The following is a 15,685-nucleotide window of genomic DNA, read 5'->3' on the forward strand; positions in this document are numbered from 1 at the left end:
CGACCGGCGCGGGTGAGGTCACGTGCGCCGGCCGGGCGCGGCCGCGCCCGTGGGGCCGGGACGCCTCACCCGCCTGGCCGAATTCCGGAGGGCCGGTGACCGGGGGCGGCTCGACGACGGCTGTGGTGGCCGGCTGGGCGAAGGGCTACCGGCGGGACTGGCTGCGCGGCGACGCCCTGGGTGCCCTGACCGCCTGGGCGCTGATCGTGCCGGAGTCCGTCGCGTACGCGCAGATCGCCGGGGTGCCGCCGCAGAACGCGTTCTACGCGGCTCCCGTGGCGCTGCTGGCGTACGCGCTGCTGGGCCGGTCCCGGTTCCTGATCGTGGGGGCGACCTCCGCGGCAGCGGTGCTGTCCGCCGCCACCGTGGCGGGTGTCAGCGCCGACCCGAAGGCCGCAGTGGGGCTGTCGGCCGCGCTCGCGGTGATCGTCGGCGCGATCCTGGTGGCCGCGGGTGTCGCGCGGCTCGGCTTCGTCACCGGCTTCCTGGCCGAACCCGCCCTGACGGGCTTCCTGTTCGGGATGGCACTGACGATCGTCGTGCGCCAGCTGGCCGAACTCGTCGGGGTCTCCAGCGGGGACGGGAGCTTCTTCGAACGGGCCTGGCATCTGTTGCGCCAGGTGTCCGACTGGTCCTGGACCGCTCTCGCGGTCGGGGTCATCGCGCTGCTGCTGCTGTTCGTGCTGGAAAGCCTGATGCCCCGACTGCCCGCCTCGCTGGTCGTGCTCGCGCTGGGACTGCTGCTCTCGGCCGCGTTCGGGCTCAAGGACCACGGTGTCGCGATCGTCGGGACCATCCCGTCCGCGGTCCCGGTGCCGCGGCTGCCGGGCATTCCGGCCGGGGACTGGCTGAAGCTCGCAGGCGGCGCCCTCGGCGTGGCCCTGGTGGTCTTCGCCGAGACGTTCGGCGTCGCCGACCGATTCGCCCGCGAGCACGGCGACGAGGCCGACGCCGACCGCGAGATGATCTCGGTCGGGGCGAGCAACCTCGTCGTGGGCTTCGTCCGGGGTTTCGCCGTCTCCGGCAGCGCCTCCCGCAGCGCGGCGGCGGCGGGTGCCGGCAGCCGGTCACCGATGACCTCGCTGATCGCCGCAGCGCTGGTGCTGGTGACCGCGGCCTTCCTGACGCCGCTCCTCACCGACCTGCCCGAGCCGGTGCTCGGCGCCATTGTGATCATGGCGGTGCGCGGCTTCCTCAAGGTCGGCGAGCTGCGCCGCTACGCACGCCTGGACCGGCCCGGCCTGTGGGTGGCGCTGACGGCGCTGTTCGGGGTGCTGCTCTTCGACCTGCTGCCGGGCCTGCTGCTGGCCGTCGCACTGTCCCTGGTGCTGTTCATCGCCGCCGCCAGTAGGCCGCGACTGGCGGTGCTCGGCCGACTGCCCGGCAGCTCCCGGTACGGGGACACCGAGCAGCACCCCGACGCGGTGCCCCCTTCCGGCGTGCTGGTGGTGCGCCCCGACGGCGGCCTGTTCTTCGGCAACATCACCCGCACCCGGCTCGCCCTGCTGGAGCTGATCAGGTCGGGCGAGTCCACGCCACGTGCCGTCGTGCTGGACCTCACCGCCAGCCACCACCTCGGCCTGCCCGTCCTGGACGCCCTCGACGAGCTGTGCGACGAACTCGGCCGGCGCGGCGCCCCGCTCCACCTCGCCCGGCTGCGCGCCCGGGCCCGGCAGGAGCTCGACCGGCACCCGCTGGCCGCCCGTCTGGGCCCCTCGGCGATCCATCCCACCGTCGAAGCCGCCGTCGCCGCTCTGGGCGGGGCGGCTGACGGACGGTGACCGGGCGTTCGGGTCAGCTCCGGTTGTGGTCGCCGGTCGAGCCGTCGAGGAGTTCGCGGAGGATGTCGACATGGCCCGCGTGCCGCGCGGTCTCGGTGGTCATGTGAATGAGCACCCAGCGCAGCGACACGGTGTTGCCGGACCAGGACGTGCCGAGGTCGTCGAGGCCGAGCTCGCCGATCGCCGCGTCGGCGGCGGCCCTGGCGCGGGCGTAGAAGGCCAGGACGTCCTCGGTGGACTCGTGCGGCTCAACCCGCATGTCGGAGCTCTCGTCGAGGTCGAGGTCGAACGGCAGCGGCCCGGTGTCGCGGCCGAAGGTCTCGCAGAACCAGCCGAGTTCCGCGCCGGCCAGGTGCTTGACCAGACCCAGCAGATTGGTGCCCGAGGGAGTCATCGGGCGCCGCAACCGCTCGTCGTCCAGGCCCTCCAGCTTCCACAGCACCGCGTCACGATGCCGGTCGAGGGCAACGTGCAGACTCTCCTTCTCGCCACCGGTGAATGGCACCCGCTTCGTCATGCCCGGACGGTAGCAGCGACGCCCGGACCGCGGCGAACCACCCGGCCGGGCCCGCTGCACGCCGGGCCCCGCTACAGGGTGCGGGCGGCGAGGACGGCGATGTCGTCGTCCGGGACGGCGGGCTTGACGGTGGCCAGCACGTGGTCGAGGAGGTCGTCCAGGCTCGCCGACGGGTGCGGGAAGCCGAGGCGGGTGAGCCGGGCGAGCGAGGTGTCGATGTCCTCGGTACGGCGTTCGACCAGGCCGTCGGTGTAGAGCAGCAGCGCCTGGTCCGGAAGGAGCGGGTGGACGGCGGCGTGGTAGTCGCCGAGCCCGGTGCCCAGCGGCGGGCCGGTGGGCACGGAGACCAGCCGGGTCGGCCGGTCGGCCGAGATCAGCGCCGGGGGCAGGTGGCCGGCGCTGGCGTAGGTGCAGCGGTGCCGGGCCGGTTCCACCAGCGCGAGCAGGCAGGTGGCCGGGCGGGTGGCGTCGTTCTGCGAGGTGAGCCGGTCCAGCTGGCGCAGGATCCGGTGCGGCGGCAGGTCGGTCGCGGCCACGTACCGGAGCAGCGAGCGGTAGGAGCTCATGTCGACCGCGGCCTCCACGCCGTGGCCCATCACGTCGCCGATGACCAGCAGGGTGCGGCCGAAGGAGAGCCGGATGGTCTCGAACCAGTCGCCGCCGACCATCGCGGACGTCCCGCAGGGCAGGTAGCGGGAGGCGAGCTCCAGGTTGGCGTGCGGGTTGCCCGGTTCGGCCAGCAGCGCGCGCTGCAGTTCCAGGGTGAGGTCCTGGGAGAGCGAGAAGTGCCGGGCGTTGTCGATGCTGACCGCGGCCCGGTCGGCGAGTTCCTGGATCAGCGCCGTCTCGTCACGGCCGAAGGGTGCCGACGCCGCGGTCCTGACCAGCGTCAGCGCGCCGATGAGGTGACCCCGGGCCCGCAGCGGGACGACCAGGACCGGGCCGAAGCCGGTCGGTTCGCAGCTCAGGCCGTACACCCGGTGGCCGGGCCGCCCGTCGTCGGCCACCGCGCGGCCGGTGCCCAGGCAGTGGCTGGTCGCGCACTCGTCCTCGTGCCGCACCCACTGGCCGGGGGGCAGCGGGCCGCCCCGGCGGCCCCGGAGCGCCGGGACCGCCTCCAGCGCGGTCCGCAGTGCCCGGATCGGCCCACCGCGCACGGTCTCGCCCGGCTGGACCGCCTCGGGCGGAAGGATCTCCACGCCCGCCAGCTGGGCGAACCGGGGGACGACGAAGCGGGCCAGTTCCGCGGAGGTGGCCTCGACGTCGAGCTTGCTGCCGATCCGTTCGGAGGCCTCGTTGAGCAGGGCCAGCCGGGCCCGGTCGGTGGCCAGCTCGCGGAGCGGGCCCTCGGCGCCGAGGTCGGTCAGCTCCACGACCACGGCCGCCGCCCGGTCCGCCAGCTCCAGCCGGCGGAAGCGGCAGAGCCAGGCGGCCGGCATGCCCGGCGGCGGGGCTGCGGGCGGGCCGCCGTCGCACTCCCGGGGGATGCCGTCGGCGAGCACCTGCCGCGCCGTGGCCACTGCCCCGGGGAGCGCGGCCAGGACCTCGGCCAGGCTCCGTTCCCGCTGCCCGTCGGCCCCCGTCGCCCGGGCGAAGGCGGCGTTGGCGTAGCGGCAGCGGAGGTCGCCGTCGAAGACCGCGATCCCGCTCCGGGCGTCGGCCACGACCTCGCGCAGGACGTCCTCGCTGCCCGGGGCCAGCGCCGCGACCAGGTCGACCATGCCGGCACCACCGAGGCCGCCATCCCCGAGGTCGCCGCCACCGAGGCCGCCGCTCAGGCTGCCGCTCGGGTCGCTGCCGGGGTCCTCGGACACCGCGATCGCCTCCCGCGCCTGACCCCCGCCATGCCGCAGAGCCATCTTCTGACCCTTCAGTCTCACGCGCACCCCGGCACCGCGTCGCGGTATCGGCTACTGGGCCGAAGCATAAGGCCGATGGGCCTCACCGCTCGCGTCTGCCCCGGGGCGGGTTGCGGGCCGGGAGGGCGGCATTTCCGGGGCACGGCCGGCCGGTCAGCCGTTGAGGTAGGCCAGGACGGCGCGGACGCGGCGGTTGTCGTCGTCGGAGGGCTGCAGGCCGAGCTTGAGGAAGATGGACGCCGTGTGCTTGGAGACGGCCCGCTCCGTGATCACCATCCGCTGGGCGATGGCCGCGTTCGAGCGGCCCTCGGCCATCAGCGTGAGCACCTCGTGCTCGCGCGGGCTGAGCCCGGCGACGGCGCTGTTGCCGGAGTTGTGGGTGAGCAGCCGCGCGATCACCTCCGGGTCCATCGCGGTGCCGCCGACGGCGACCTGCCGTACCGCCTCGACGAACCGGGCGCTGTCCAGCACCCGGTCCTTGAGCAGGTAGCCGATGCCTCCGGTGCCACCGGCCAGCAACTCCCGTGCGTAGAGCTGCTCGACGTACTGCGACAGCACCAGCACCGGTAGCCCGGGCAGCTGCTGACGGGCCGCCAGCGCGGCCCGCAGTCCCTCGTCGGTGAAGCCGGGTGGCAGCCGGATGTCCACGATGGCGATGTCCGGCCGGTGTTCGGCGACGGCGGCGAGCAGATCCGGACCGGTGTCGACGCCCGCGACGACCTCCAGGCCGTGCGCCTGGAGCATCCGGGTCAGGCCGTCCCTCAGCAGGAAGAGGTCTTCGGCGATGACAACACGCACGGGATCTCCAGGTTCACCAGGGTGGGTCCGCCCGGCGGGCTGCTGACGGCGAGGACCCCGTCGAAGGCGGCGAGCCGCCGTTCCAGACCCCGCAGTCCGCTCCCGTCGGCGGGGTCGGCGCCGCCGCGTCCGTCATCGGTGACGGTGACCCGCAGCGTGCCGTCAGTATGGCCGATCTCGATCCAGATCCGGTCCGCCCCGGCATGCTTGACCGCGTTGGCCAGCAGCTCGCTGACGGCGAAGTAGGCCGCCGACTCGACCGCCGCCGGTGCGCGGCCGGGCAGTTCGCCGCTGAACCGTGTCGGCAGCGGCAGGTCCAGCGTCAGCGCGTGCACCGCGTCGGCCAGGCCGCGGTCGGCCAGCACCGGCGGATGGATGCCGCGGACCAGGTCGCGCAGTTCGGCCAGCGCCTTGACCGATGCGGCCATGGCCTCGGCCAGCAGGGCCCGCGCCGCCTGCGGGTTGCTCTCCACCAGCTGGTCGGCGGCGCTGATGGTCATGCCCATCGCCACCAGCCGGGCCTGTGCCCCGTCGTGCAGATCCCGCTCGATCCGGCGCAGCTCGGCCGCGCCGCTGTCGATGGTGTCGGTCCGGGTCGCGGCCAGATGCCGTACCCGAAGCGCCAGTTCGGCCTGCCGGGTCGGCCCCAGCAGGGCCCGGGCGGCGGTGCCGTAGCCGGTCAGCAGCCGCGGACCGACCAGCAGGCCGAGCGCCGCCGCGCCCAGAACGGCGGTGAGCGTCGCGGTGACGCCGATCTGGTGCGAGGGCACGGCGAGCCAGTGGGTGATGTCGTGGCTGAAGGCGTACTTGTTCCCGGACCCGATCCCCCCGGGCGGCAGCGGGGGCGCGGTCGGCGGGATCAGCCCCGGCTGCGCGGCACGGTGCTTCTCCGCGATGCCCAGGACGGCCAGCCCCAACGCGGCCGGAAGCGCCGCCGCCATGGCGATGACCAGGCCGTTGAGCCCGCTCCAGAGCAGGTCCCGCCAGGTGGCCGGATCGGTGAGCAGCCACCGGGTCCAGCGCCGGAGCCGGAATGCCGGGCCGCCGACCGGTCCGCCCTGAGGCACCGGCCGGTACGGGGTGGCGATCGTCACCCCGCACCACCGCGCGGCCAGCAGCCTGGTCAGCCAGGCGCTGGCCCGGGTGCCCAGCACCGCCAGCGGCAGGGCCGGAACCAGCAGGAGCAGCAGGAGCAGCCAAACGGTGGAGCGGCCGGGGATCGGCGTCGTGGACGTCGTCAGGAACAGCACCGCCGCCACCACCGCCGGTGCGGCCAGCAGCAGCGCGGAGCCGGTCAGTGCCACCGCGGCGAGCACCGGCGCGCGGACGGCGGTGGCGATCCGTCGGCCGGTCCAGGACGGGATCCCGAGCGTTGCGGGGACCGGGGTGGTGCTGCCGCTCACGGGTGATCTCCTCGGTCGGGTCGGATGGGTCGGTCGGGTTGGTCTGTTCGGTCGGTGCCGTCCCTCAGTGTGCGGGGGCGGTGGCCTGGGCGGCAGGTGCGCTGGGCCCCGAAACCGGGGTGTAGCCAGCTACACCCCGTGGACGCCGCTCAGCCGTATGTCCGGCCAGGCCGGGCCGCTCCTAGCGTCATGGCCGTACCCAGTGCCGCAGCCGGCACCGATCAGTGGAGGACCAGATGACCGCGCCGATCATCCAGATCCGCGATGTGAGCAAGACCTACGACGTGGGGCTGCCGGCCCTGGCCGGGCTGAGCCTGGAGGTCCGCGCCGGGGAGGCGCTGGCCGTGCTCGGGCCGTCCGGCAGTGGCAAGTCGACCCTGCTCAACCTGGTGGCCGGGCTGGACCGGCCGAGCGAGGGCGGTGTCACCGTGGACGGCGTGCGCCTGGACGGGATGACCGAGGCCGGACTGGCGCGGTACCGGCGGGAGCGGGTCGGCATGGTGTTCCAGTTCTTCAATCTGCTGGACGACCTGACCGTCGAGGACAATGTGCTGCTGCCCGCCCAGCTGGCCGGTCTGCCGCGGACCCAGGCCTGGGAGCGGGCGCGGGAGTTGCTGGAGCGGCTCGGTATCGACCGGCACGCCCGCGCCCATCCGGGGCGGCTGTCCGGCGGTGAGCGTCAACGCGTCGCGGTGGCACGGGCGCTGATGAACCGTCCGCCGCTGCTGCTGGCCGACGAGCCGACCGGCGCGCTGGACAGCGCCTCCGCCGCGGACGTACGGGATCTGCTGGCGGGGCTGAGCCGGGACGGCCAGAGCATCGTGCTGGTCACCCATGACACCGCGCTGGCGCGGTCCTGCGCCACCAGGACCATCGAGCTGGTCGACGGCGTGATCGCGCGCGACAGCGAGGTCCCAGGTGCGGTACCGGCCGGGGCGACCGGCACGGTCACCGGTATCGGCGAGGCCCGGGCGGCGGTCCGATGAGCGCGCTGGGCACGGTGGTCAGGGCCGGGGTGAGCCGGCGCCGGGTGCAGACCCTGGTGATGACGCTGACCACGATGATGGCGGTGACCGCGTCGGTGCTGGCCGCCGGTCTGCTGGTGGTGTCACAGGGGCCGTTCGACCATGCCTTCGCGGCGCAGCGCGGCGCCCAGCTGACCGTCCGTTTCGACCCGGGCAGGGTCGGTGCCGCGCAGGTCGCGGCCACCGCCCGGGTGCCGGGAGTGACCTCGGCGGCCGGGCCGTACCCGGTGCTCTCGCTGGCCCCTCGGATCGGCGCGAACCGCACCGGGATGCCGGTGGGCGCCCCGGTGCCGCCGCTGACGGTGGTCGGACGGTCCGGCACCGGCGGTCCGGTGGACGACCTGCGGCTCACCCAGGGCCGCTGGGCCACCGGCAGCGGCGAGATCGTGCTGGGCCTCGGCGACAACGACCCGGTCGGGGTGGGCGACCGGATCACCCTTCCCGACCTGCCCGGCAGGCCGACGCTGACCGTGGTCGGTCTGGCCGCGTCGGTGGGCCGGAGCGCCGACGCCTGGGTGTCGCCGGCCGAGGCGGCGGCGCTGACGGCGCCCGGCAGCACCGCCGGCTACCAGATGCTCTACCGCTTCAGCAGCGCCGGCACCGACGCCCAGGTCGCCGCGGACCGCGACGCGATCGCCGCCGCGGTCCCCGCCGGAGCGATCGGCGAGGCGGCCTCGTACCTGCCGGTCAGGCAGGCCGCGGCGAGGAACTCGGCGACCTATGTGCCGTTCGTGGTGGCCTTCGGGGTGCTCGGGCTGGTGATGTCGGTGCTGATCATCGGCATCGTGGTCAGCGGCGCCGTGGGGGCCGCGACCCGGCGGATCGGGATCCTGAAGTCGCTGGGCTTCGCCCCGGCGCAGATCGTCCGCGGCTACGTCGGGCAGGCGCTGATCCCGGCGACGGCCGGCAGCGTGCTGGGCGTCGCGTTCGGCAACCTGCTGGCGATCCCGGTGCTGCACCAGGAGGGCGGCGCCCTGGGCATCGGGGCGCCGGGCATCCCGCTCTGGGTCGACCTGGCCGTCCCGGCCGCCGTGCTCGCCACCGCCGCCGCCACCGCGCTGGTTCCCGCCCTGCGGGCCGGCCGGCTGTCGACCACCGAGGCGCTCGCGGTCGGCCGCACCCCACGGGCCGGCCGCGGCCGCGCGGTCCGGCGGCTGCTGGGACGGGCTCCGCTGCCGCGTCCGCTGAGCCTGGGCCTGGCCCACCCGTTCGCCCGGCCCGGACGGTCGGCGACCATGGTCGCCGCGGTGCTCCTCGGCACCGTCGGCGCCACCTTCGGGGTCGGCCTGGCGCTGTCGCTGGGCGACGTGGAGAACGGCATCGGCCGGGACAACGCGGGCGCGGTGACGGTGCCGGACTTCAGCTTCTCCGACAACCCGGGCGCGGTGATGAGGACGGCCGACCCCAACGCCGTCGCCGCCGTGATCGGCGCGCAGCACGGCACCCGGAGCTGGTTCGGCACCACCATGACCCAGGTCGGGGTGGCCGGTCTGGCCGGCGCGACCCAGGTGTTCTCGTTCCAGGGCGACTCGTCCTGGGCCGGGTACCAGATGGTCTCCGGGCACTGGATCGACGGACCGGGCCAGGTGGTCGCCCCGGCCGGCCTGCTGTCCGCCACCGGCACCCGGGTCGGCGACACCGTCACCCTCACCGACAACCGGCACCGCGTCCCGGTGCGGATCGTCGGCGAGGTGCTGTCGCTGCACCAGTCCCTCTACACCGAGCAGGCCACGCTGGCCGGGCTCGACGCCTTCGTCCTGCCGGGCTCGACGCAGTACAGTGTCGACCTCACCCCGGGTACCGACGGCGTCGCCTACCTGGCCTCGCTCAACCGGGCGCTGAGCCCGCTCGGCATCACCGCGCTGCCCACCCAGCAGCGGATCAGCCCGACGATCATCGCCATGGACGGGCTGGCCGCGATGCTCACCGCGATGCTGGTCGCGGTGGCCGGACTCGGCGTGCTCAACACGGTGCTGCTGGACACCCGCGAACGGGTCCACGACTTCGGGGTGCTCAAGGCGCTCGGGATGGCCCCGCGGCAGACCGTCGCCATGGTGGTCACCTCGGTCTCCGGCATCGGCCTGCTGGCCGGTGCGGTCGGGGTCCCGATCGGCATCGCGGTGCACCACTCCGTGCTGCCGGTGATGGGCCGCGCGGCGGGCACCGGGATCCCGGCGGTGGACCTCTCGGTCTACCGGCTGCCGCTGCTGGTACCGCTGTTGCTGGGCGGGCTGGTCATCGCCACCGCCGGCGCGCTGCTCCCGGCCGGCTGGGCCGCGCGGGCCCGGACGGCGACGGCGCTGCGCACCGAGTAGCGCGGACCGGGCCGGCCGTCACACGTTCAGCCGTCCGGGCGGGCGGTCGGGCGCCGCGCCGCCCAGCATGGGGGTGTTACCGGGGGGCAGTCAGCACGCAGAGCCAGAACACACAGTCAGCACAGCGAGGAGCATCACGTGCGCACTCTCATGACCGTCCGCATCGACGCCGCGGCGGGAAGCCGTGCCCTGAAGGCCGGTCGGCTGCAGGTGGTCCTGCAGAACCTGGCGGAGCAGATCAAGCCCGAGACGGCGTTCTTCACGTCGGTCGACGGCGACCGCACCGCGTTCTTCGTGTTCGACATGAAGGACACCTCCGACATCCCGCGCCTGGCCGAGCCGGCGTTCCAGGAACTCGACGCCAAGGTGAGCTTCGCGCCGGTGATGAACCAGGACGACCTGATGGCCGGCCTGGCCAAGCTGTAGCGCGGCTGACCGCAGGCCCCGCAGCGGCGCCGTGCCGCCGACCACGCCGTACCGGGTACGCCGTACCGGTACGTGGCCGGCGGCACGGCGCCGCTGTCGGCGTTCGGGGGGTGGTCGCCGGTGGCGGGGGATCAGGCGGCGTCGCGCTGGACGGCGATGAGGGCGATGTCGTCGTCCGGGGTGCTGCCGATGTGGTCCACCAGGTCGGCCCAGAGGCGTTCGAGGAAGCGGGCGGGGGCCTGGCCGCTCCAGCGGGCGGCGCGCTCGGGGAGCGGGTAGAACGCGCCGTGGTGGTCGCGGGCCTCGATCAGTCCGTCGGTGTAGAGCAGCAGCAGGTCGCCGGCCTGGAACGGGAAGGTGACGGCGTCGTACCGGGTGTCCGACAGCGAGCCCAGGCCGAGCGGCGGGGCGGGCCGGTCGACCTGCAGGGGGACGGCGCCGCGGCGCGGGTTCAGCAGCAGCGGCGGCGGGTGTCCGCAGGTGATCAGGTGCAGCACCGGCTCGTCGTCGGGGATGTCCAGGATCAGCGCGGTGACGAAGCGTTCGCCGATGTCGCCCTCGCCCTCGGTGAACTCGCTGAGGCCCCAGCAGACGCTGCCCTCCAGGTAGGCGACCAGCTCCGGCAGCGCCGACTGCCGGTGCGCGGCGGCACGGAAGGCACCGGTGAGCATCGCGGTGGCGCCCAGCGTCACCAGGCCCTTGCCGCGGACGTCGCCGATGATCAGGCGGGTGCTGCTGGAGGTGCGGGCCAGGGCGTAGAGGTCGCCGCCGACGGTGGTGCCCGCCTCGGCCGAGCGGTAGACGGAGGCCAGCCGCAACGGCCCCGCCTCCTCGGGCAGCGGCGGCAGCAGCACCCGCTGGGTGGCCTCGGACACGAACCTGACCCGGGTCATCTCGCCCTCGTGGCGTTCCCGTACCTGGCAGAAGACCACCAGCAGCAGCGAGAGCGCGACCAGCGAGCTGATCTGCACGATCAGGTTCTCGGTGCCGATCACCCCCCGGGCCAGGCCGATGCTCACCAGGGTGAGCACCGACAGCAATCCCAGCAGCCCGGTCAGCCGGGGACCGGCGAACGCGGCGGTGAAGGCCGGGGCGACCACGAGCAGCGGCCCCAGATGGACGTCCGGCGGCGAGAGGATGTCGACCACCGCGATCAGCGCGATCGCGGCCAGCGGAATGGCGACCAGGCCGTTGCCCGGCCGCCAGGGGGCCCGTTCCCCGACCATCCGCTCCCGCGTGTCCATCTCCCCTGCTTACACCCGCTGCGAGCGGGCCGCATGCGGTGCCGCCCGCGTCGCCGGGACACGCCGTAGCAGGGGGGAATTCGCGGGCTGTTCGCGCGCGTCTGGGCCAGTTCCGCGAGCGGTGGCGGCGGCCGGGCCGAAGTCTGGGGGGTATGAACGAGACCTCCATGGCGGCTTCGGGGACGCAGGACCAGGTCCGTCGGGCGCACATCGTCGTCCACGGGCTCGGCATCGAGGAGGATCCGCCGTACCGGCGGGTGGAGATCGGCGGGATATCCGTGGGGAAGGCCTACGCGCTGGAGGACGTCGCGGAGTTCGTCGGCCGCGCGGGGATCGAGGCCGCCGACCTCACCGACCCGAAGACGGTCTGGTGGGACGGCGGCGGCCCCGACCACTGGGGGTGACCGCCATGGGGTCCGGCCCTCACGCCAGTTGAAGGAGTGTCGGCGGCCTGTGCCGGTTCAACCGGCCGGCGGGAGGTCCCGATAGGGATTCTTCGGGGCCGGGACGACGCGGAGCGCGGTCACGTCGAGGGTGGGGGCCGTCGATCCGGGATCCCAGCTGCCGGTCACCACGACCCAGGTGTTGTCCGGGGGTGCGGCCGGGCCGTGGACGGTGACCGCGACCGCGCGGGCGTCGGCGGCGCAGCAGCTGACGATGATGCGGCTGAGCCGCCAGGAGCCGGCCCCGCCCGGGGTGACGAAGCCGGTGAGCCGGACGGTCCTGCTCCGGAGCGACTCGGCCGGGTCCCAGACGGCGCGCGCGGCGAACTCGCTGAGGCTCAGTGAGAGGGTGCCGTGCGGCGGCAGCCGGGGGAAGTCGACCTGTCGGGCGATGGTCCCCGAGCCGTCGCGGGCGACGATGAACGACCCGAGCGCGGGCGGCGCGGCGAGCAGCAGCAACAGCGCGGGCACGGCCAGCAGCCAGGCGCTCCGCGGCCCCCGGTGCGGGCGGGCTCCGCCGTGGGTGTGGGTGTGGCCGGGGTCGGGCCGGTGCTCCCGGCGGGGGCGGCGGTGGGGGAGCAGGGCGGAGAGACCGAGCAGGACCAGCACCACTCCGGCGATCACCAGCAGCGGCCGCAGCCCCTCCTTGACGTAGCGCAGGTACAGCTCGCTGAACAGGCTGATCCGCAGCAGCGCGGCGCCCACCGCGGTCAGCAGCAGCGCGGACCCGTGCCGTCGGAGCAGGCCCCTCACAGCAGCCACCCGCCGACCACCGCGCTGCACAGCACGCCGATGACGAAGGTCGCGGCCGAGAAGCGGGCGGCGAAGGCCCAGCCGAAGGTCCCGGCCTGGAGGGCGATCAGCTTGAGGTCCACCGTCGGCCCCACCACGACGAAGGCCAGCCGCGCGGTCATCGAGAACCCGCTGAGCGAGGCGGCCACGAAGGCGTCCGCCTCGGAGCAGATCGACAGCACCACGGCCAGCGCTCCCAGCAGCGGCACCGAGAGCCACGGATGCGCGGAGAAGAGCTGCAGCAGGCTCGGCGGTACCGCGATGTTGAAGGTGGCGGCCGCCGCCGCCCCGGCCACCATGAACCCGCCGGCGTGCAGGAAGTCGTGCCGCAGGGTGCTCAGGAAGGTGTCCCAGCGGTGGCCGGGCTCCGCGTCGTCCGCCGGGGACGGCGGCAGCCGCAGCCACTCCGGGCGACCGAGCCGGAGCCACAGCCAGCCCATCGCCAGCGACGCGCCCAGCGAGGCGAGCAGCCGGGCGAGCACCATCTCCGGCCGGCCGGGGAAGGCGATCGAGGTGGCCACCAGCACCACCGGGTTGATCGCGGGCGCCGACAGCAGGAAGGCCAGTGCGGCGGCCGGCGCCACCCCGCGCCGCATCAGCCCGGCGGCGACGGGCACCGACGCGCACTCGCAGCCGGGCAGCAGCGCCCCGGCCGCCCCGGCCACCGGCACGGCCAGCACCGGGTTCGCCGGCAGCACCCGGGTCAGCAGCCGGGCCGGGACGAACGCGCTGATCGCGGCGGACACCACCGTGCCGAGCAGCAGGAAGGGCATGCCCTGGATCGCCACCGCCACCAGCACGGTGCGCCAGGCCTCGAACCCGGGCTGGTCCAGCCACTCCACCAGGAACGGGCCGAGCAGCAGCGTCCCGACGCCGATGATCAGCGCCGCGAACCCGCCCAGCACGGTCAGCCCGCAGACCCGAATCAGCAGCCGCAGCACCCGCCCGGCCCCGGCTCCGACCCGAACCTCTGCGCCGGGCAGCGGCAGGCCGGCGGCCGGGCGCGGTGGCAGCTGCTCCAGCCGCGCCGCGCCGCTGCTCTCCTCGATCACGCCCACTCGATCCGTCGGCCCGCCAGTCGGTCGCGGGAAGCGTAACCGGCCGCCCGGCAAGCCCGGTGCGGGTGGGTCAGACGGCGTCCAGCCGCAGCCGCAGCCGGCAGACCGACGCCTGGGTCCGGCGGCGCACCGCGCGGGAGATCAGCGCGCCGCGCTGGTTGTGCAGCGGCCACTGCCACCAGTGGGCCGGCTCGACCTCGGGTATCAGCACGGTGATCCGGTCGTAGGCGTGCTCGGTCGCCAGCTCGCGCAGGTAGCCGACCAGCGGGCGGGCCAGCTCCCGGCGCGGGGACGGGATGTCGACCAGCGGGACGCTCGGCGCCCACAGCTCCCAGTCCCGGCGCAGCGACTCCGCCGCCGCGCGGTCCTCGGCGTCGGTGTCCTCGGGGACCACGGTGACCGCGATCACCTCGTCGCCCAGCGACACGGCGGCGGACAGGGCCTCCGAGGTCAGCCGGGACAGCGTGCCGACCGGGACCACCACCAGCGAGTGCTGCCGACGCGGCGTCCGCGGGACGGCGCCGAGGCCGAGCTGCCTGCCGATGCGCTCGTACGAGCGGCGGATCCCGGCGAACAGCCAGACCAGCGCGGGCAGGGTGAGGCAGATGATCCACGCGCCCTCGGTGAACTTGGTGACGGTCTCCACCACCGTCGCGGCGGCGGTGAGCAGCGCGCCGAACCCGTTCAGCGCGGCCTTCCCCTTCCAGCCGGGGACCCTGCAGCCGTACCAGTGCCGGACCATGCCGACCTGGCAGATGGTGAAGCCGACGAACACCCCGATGGCGAACAGCGGGACCAGCATGTTCACATCGCCGCCGGAGGCCACCAGCAGCACGGTGGAGGCCAGTGCGAGCGCGACCACGCCGTGCCGGTAGACCTGGTGGTCCGAGCGCAGCGCGAACACATGCGGCAGGTGGTTGTCCCGGGCCAGCAGCCGCAGCAGCACCGGCAGCCCGCCGAAGGAGGTGTTGGCGGCCAGCGCGAGCAGCAGCATGGTCACGAACTGCACCAGGTAGAACCCGAAGCCGTGGCCCAGCGAGGCGTCGGTGAGCTGCGCCAGCACGGTGACCCCGTCGACCGGCTGCAGGTGGAACCGGCCGATGAGGACGGCGAGGCCGATCAGCATGACGCCGAGCAGCGCGCCGAGGGCCACCTCGGTGTGCTGGGCCCGCTTGACCCGGGGCGTGCGGAAGGAGGGGACGGCGTTGGCGATGGCCTCCACGCCGGTCAGCGCCGAGCAGCCGGAGGCGAACGCCCTGAGCAGCAGCAGGACGCCCACCGAGCCGGCGTCACCGGCGAGCTGGGCGTGCCCGGTGGCGAGCACCCCGGCCGGGGTGCTGCGGAGCAGGCCGACCACGATTACGGCCAGGATCGACAGCACGAACACGGCGGTGGGGATCATGAAGACCCGGGCCGACTCGGCGATCCCGCGCAGGTTGATCGCGGTCACCAGGGCCAGCACCAGCAGGCACAGCAGCAGCCGGTCCGGGTAGAGCGAGGGGAAGGCGGAGGTCAGTGCCGCCACCCCGGCGGTGACCGAGACGGCCACGTTGAGCACGTAGTCGATGACCAGCGAGGCGGCCGCGACCAGCGCGGTCCGCCGACCGAGGTGCGTCTTCGCGACGGCGTAGGAGCCGCCGCCGTCCGGGAACGCCGCGATGACCTGGCGGTACGAGAAGGTCAGCACGCCCAGCAGGACCGCGATGGCGACGGTGACCGGGAGGGTGAAGCCGAGCCCGCGCGCCCCGACGGTGGCGAGCACCAGGACGATGGCCTCCGGGCCGTAGGCGACGGAGGCCATGGCGTCCAGTGAGAGGGCGGCCAGGCCGCCGAGCGCGGAGAGCTTGTCCCGCCCCTCGTGCCGATCCGGCGGCTCGGGAACCGCCGGATCGTCGCGTTCCTCGTCGGTGATCTCCGTGACCATGTCCGTCCGCCCCTCGTGCCTCTGCTGAATCCGCGCCCGCTCATGCTGGGGCAGCGGTGGCCTGATCCCGTCGTTTCCTGACGGGTCCTTAGCGCCGGGC

13 protein-coding genes are annotated in these 15,685 nt (G+C 74.4%); 5 read left to right on the forward strand and 8 right to left on the reverse strand.

What is annotated here, in order from left to right:
* Positions 1–95 precede the first annotated feature (95 nt).
* Positions 96–1,781 carry a SulP family inorganic anion transporter gene (locus ABH925_RS30385; protein WP_370153126.1) on the forward strand — a complete coding sequence of 562 codons (1,686 nt, stop codon included), beginning with the start codon at positions 96–98 and terminating at the stop codon, positions 1,779–1,781.
* A 13-nt stretch (positions 1,782–1,794) separates the two neighbouring features.
* Here ABH925_RS30385 and ABH925_RS30390 read toward each other — a convergent pair whose 3' ends face one another.
* The 4 genes from ABH925_RS30390 to ABH925_RS30405 all read right to left on the reverse strand — a co-directional run bounded on the left by ABH925_RS30390 (position 1,795) and on the right by ABH925_RS30405 (position 6,358).
* Positions 1,795–2,298 carry a DinB family protein gene (locus tag ABH925_RS30390; protein WP_370153129.1) on the reverse strand — a complete coding sequence of 168 codons (504 nt, stop codon included), beginning with the start codon at positions 2,296–2,298 and terminating at the stop codon, positions 1,795–1,797.
* A gap of 71 nt (positions 2,299–2,369) precedes the next feature.
* Positions 2,370–4,157 carry a SpoIIE family protein phosphatase gene (locus tag ABH925_RS30395; RefSeq protein WP_370153131.1) on the reverse strand — a complete coding sequence of 596 codons (1,788 nt, stop codon included), beginning with the start codon at positions 4,155–4,157 and terminating at the stop codon, positions 2,370–2,372.
* A 153-nt stretch (positions 4,158–4,310) separates the two neighbouring features.
* Complete coding sequence (locus tag ABH925_RS30400; RefSeq protein ID WP_370153133.1) at positions 4,311–4,955, reverse strand: response regulator; 645 nt, start codon at positions 4,953–4,955, stop codon at positions 4,311–4,313.
* Positions 4,919–6,358 carry a histidine kinase gene (locus ABH925_RS30405; RefSeq protein ID WP_370153134.1) on the reverse strand — a complete coding sequence of 480 codons (1,440 nt, stop codon included), beginning with the start codon at positions 6,356–6,358 and terminating at the stop codon, positions 4,919–4,921. The genes ABH925_RS30400 and ABH925_RS30405 overlap by 37 nt, the downstream gene beginning before the upstream one ends.
* A 236-nt stretch (positions 6,359–6,594) precedes the next feature.
* Here ABH925_RS30405 and ABH925_RS30410 point away from each other — a divergent pair, with 236 nt between their 5' ends.
* From ABH925_RS30410 to ABH925_RS30420, 3 genes are all read left to right on the forward strand, one after another.
* Positions 6,595–7,344: an ABC transporter ATP-binding protein gene (locus ABH925_RS30410; RefSeq protein ID WP_370153135.1), complete on the forward strand. Its 750-nt coding sequence runs from the start codon at positions 6,595–6,597 to the stop codon at positions 7,342–7,344.
* Positions 7,341–9,698, forward strand: coding sequence for an FtsX-like permease family protein (locus ABH925_RS30415; RefSeq protein WP_370153137.1), 2,358 nt, complete (start codon positions 7,341–7,343; stop codon positions 9,696–9,698). The genes ABH925_RS30410 and ABH925_RS30415 overlap by 4 nt, the downstream gene beginning before the upstream one ends.
* A 138-nt stretch (positions 9,699–9,836) precedes the next feature.
* The gene (locus tag ABH925_RS30420) at positions 9,837–10,124 is read left to right on the forward strand and encodes a hypothetical protein (protein WP_370153139.1); all 288 of its coding nucleotides are present in this window, start codon (positions 9,837–9,839) and stop codon (positions 10,122–10,124) included.
* Between the two features lie 131 nt (positions 10,125–10,255).
* On the opposite strand, the gene ABH925_RS30425 is transcribed toward ABH925_RS30420, so the two are convergent.
* A complete protein-coding gene (locus ABH925_RS30425) occupies positions 10,256–11,368 on the reverse strand; it encodes a PP2C family protein-serine/threonine phosphatase (RefSeq protein WP_370153141.1) in 1,113 nt (370 codons plus the stop codon).
* A gap of 152 nt (positions 11,369–11,520) precedes the next feature.
* Here ABH925_RS30425 and ABH925_RS30430 point away from each other — a divergent pair, with 152 nt between their 5' ends.
* Entirely contained in the window at positions 11,521–11,772 is a 252-nt protein-coding gene (locus ABH925_RS30430; protein WP_370153143.1) for a hypothetical protein, read from the forward strand.
* 57 nt (positions 11,773–11,829) lie between these two features.
* Here ABH925_RS30430 and ABH925_RS30435 read toward each other — a convergent pair whose 3' ends face one another.
* The 3 genes from ABH925_RS30435 to ABH925_RS30445 form a co-directional block, all read right to left on the reverse strand.
* A complete protein-coding gene (locus tag ABH925_RS30435; protein ID WP_370153145.1) occupies positions 11,830–12,573 on the reverse strand; it encodes a TIGR03943 family protein in 744 nt (247 codons plus the stop codon).
* Entirely contained in the window at positions 12,561–13,655 is a 1,095-nt protein-coding gene (locus tag ABH925_RS30440) for a permease (protein WP_370153147.1), read from the reverse strand. The genes ABH925_RS30435 and ABH925_RS30440 overlap by 13 nt, the downstream gene beginning before the upstream one ends.
* 76 nt (positions 13,656–13,731) lie before the next feature.
* Positions 13,732–15,585: an APC family permease gene (locus ABH925_RS30445; protein WP_370153149.1), complete on the reverse strand. Its 1,854-nt coding sequence runs from the start codon at positions 15,583–15,585 to the stop codon at positions 13,732–13,734.
* Positions 15,586–15,685: the final 100 nt, after the last annotated feature.

This window comes from Streptacidiphilus sp. EB129, assembly GCF_041262645.1.
GTDB lineage: Bacteria > Actinomycetota > Actinomycetes > Streptomycetales > Streptomycetaceae > Streptacidiphilus.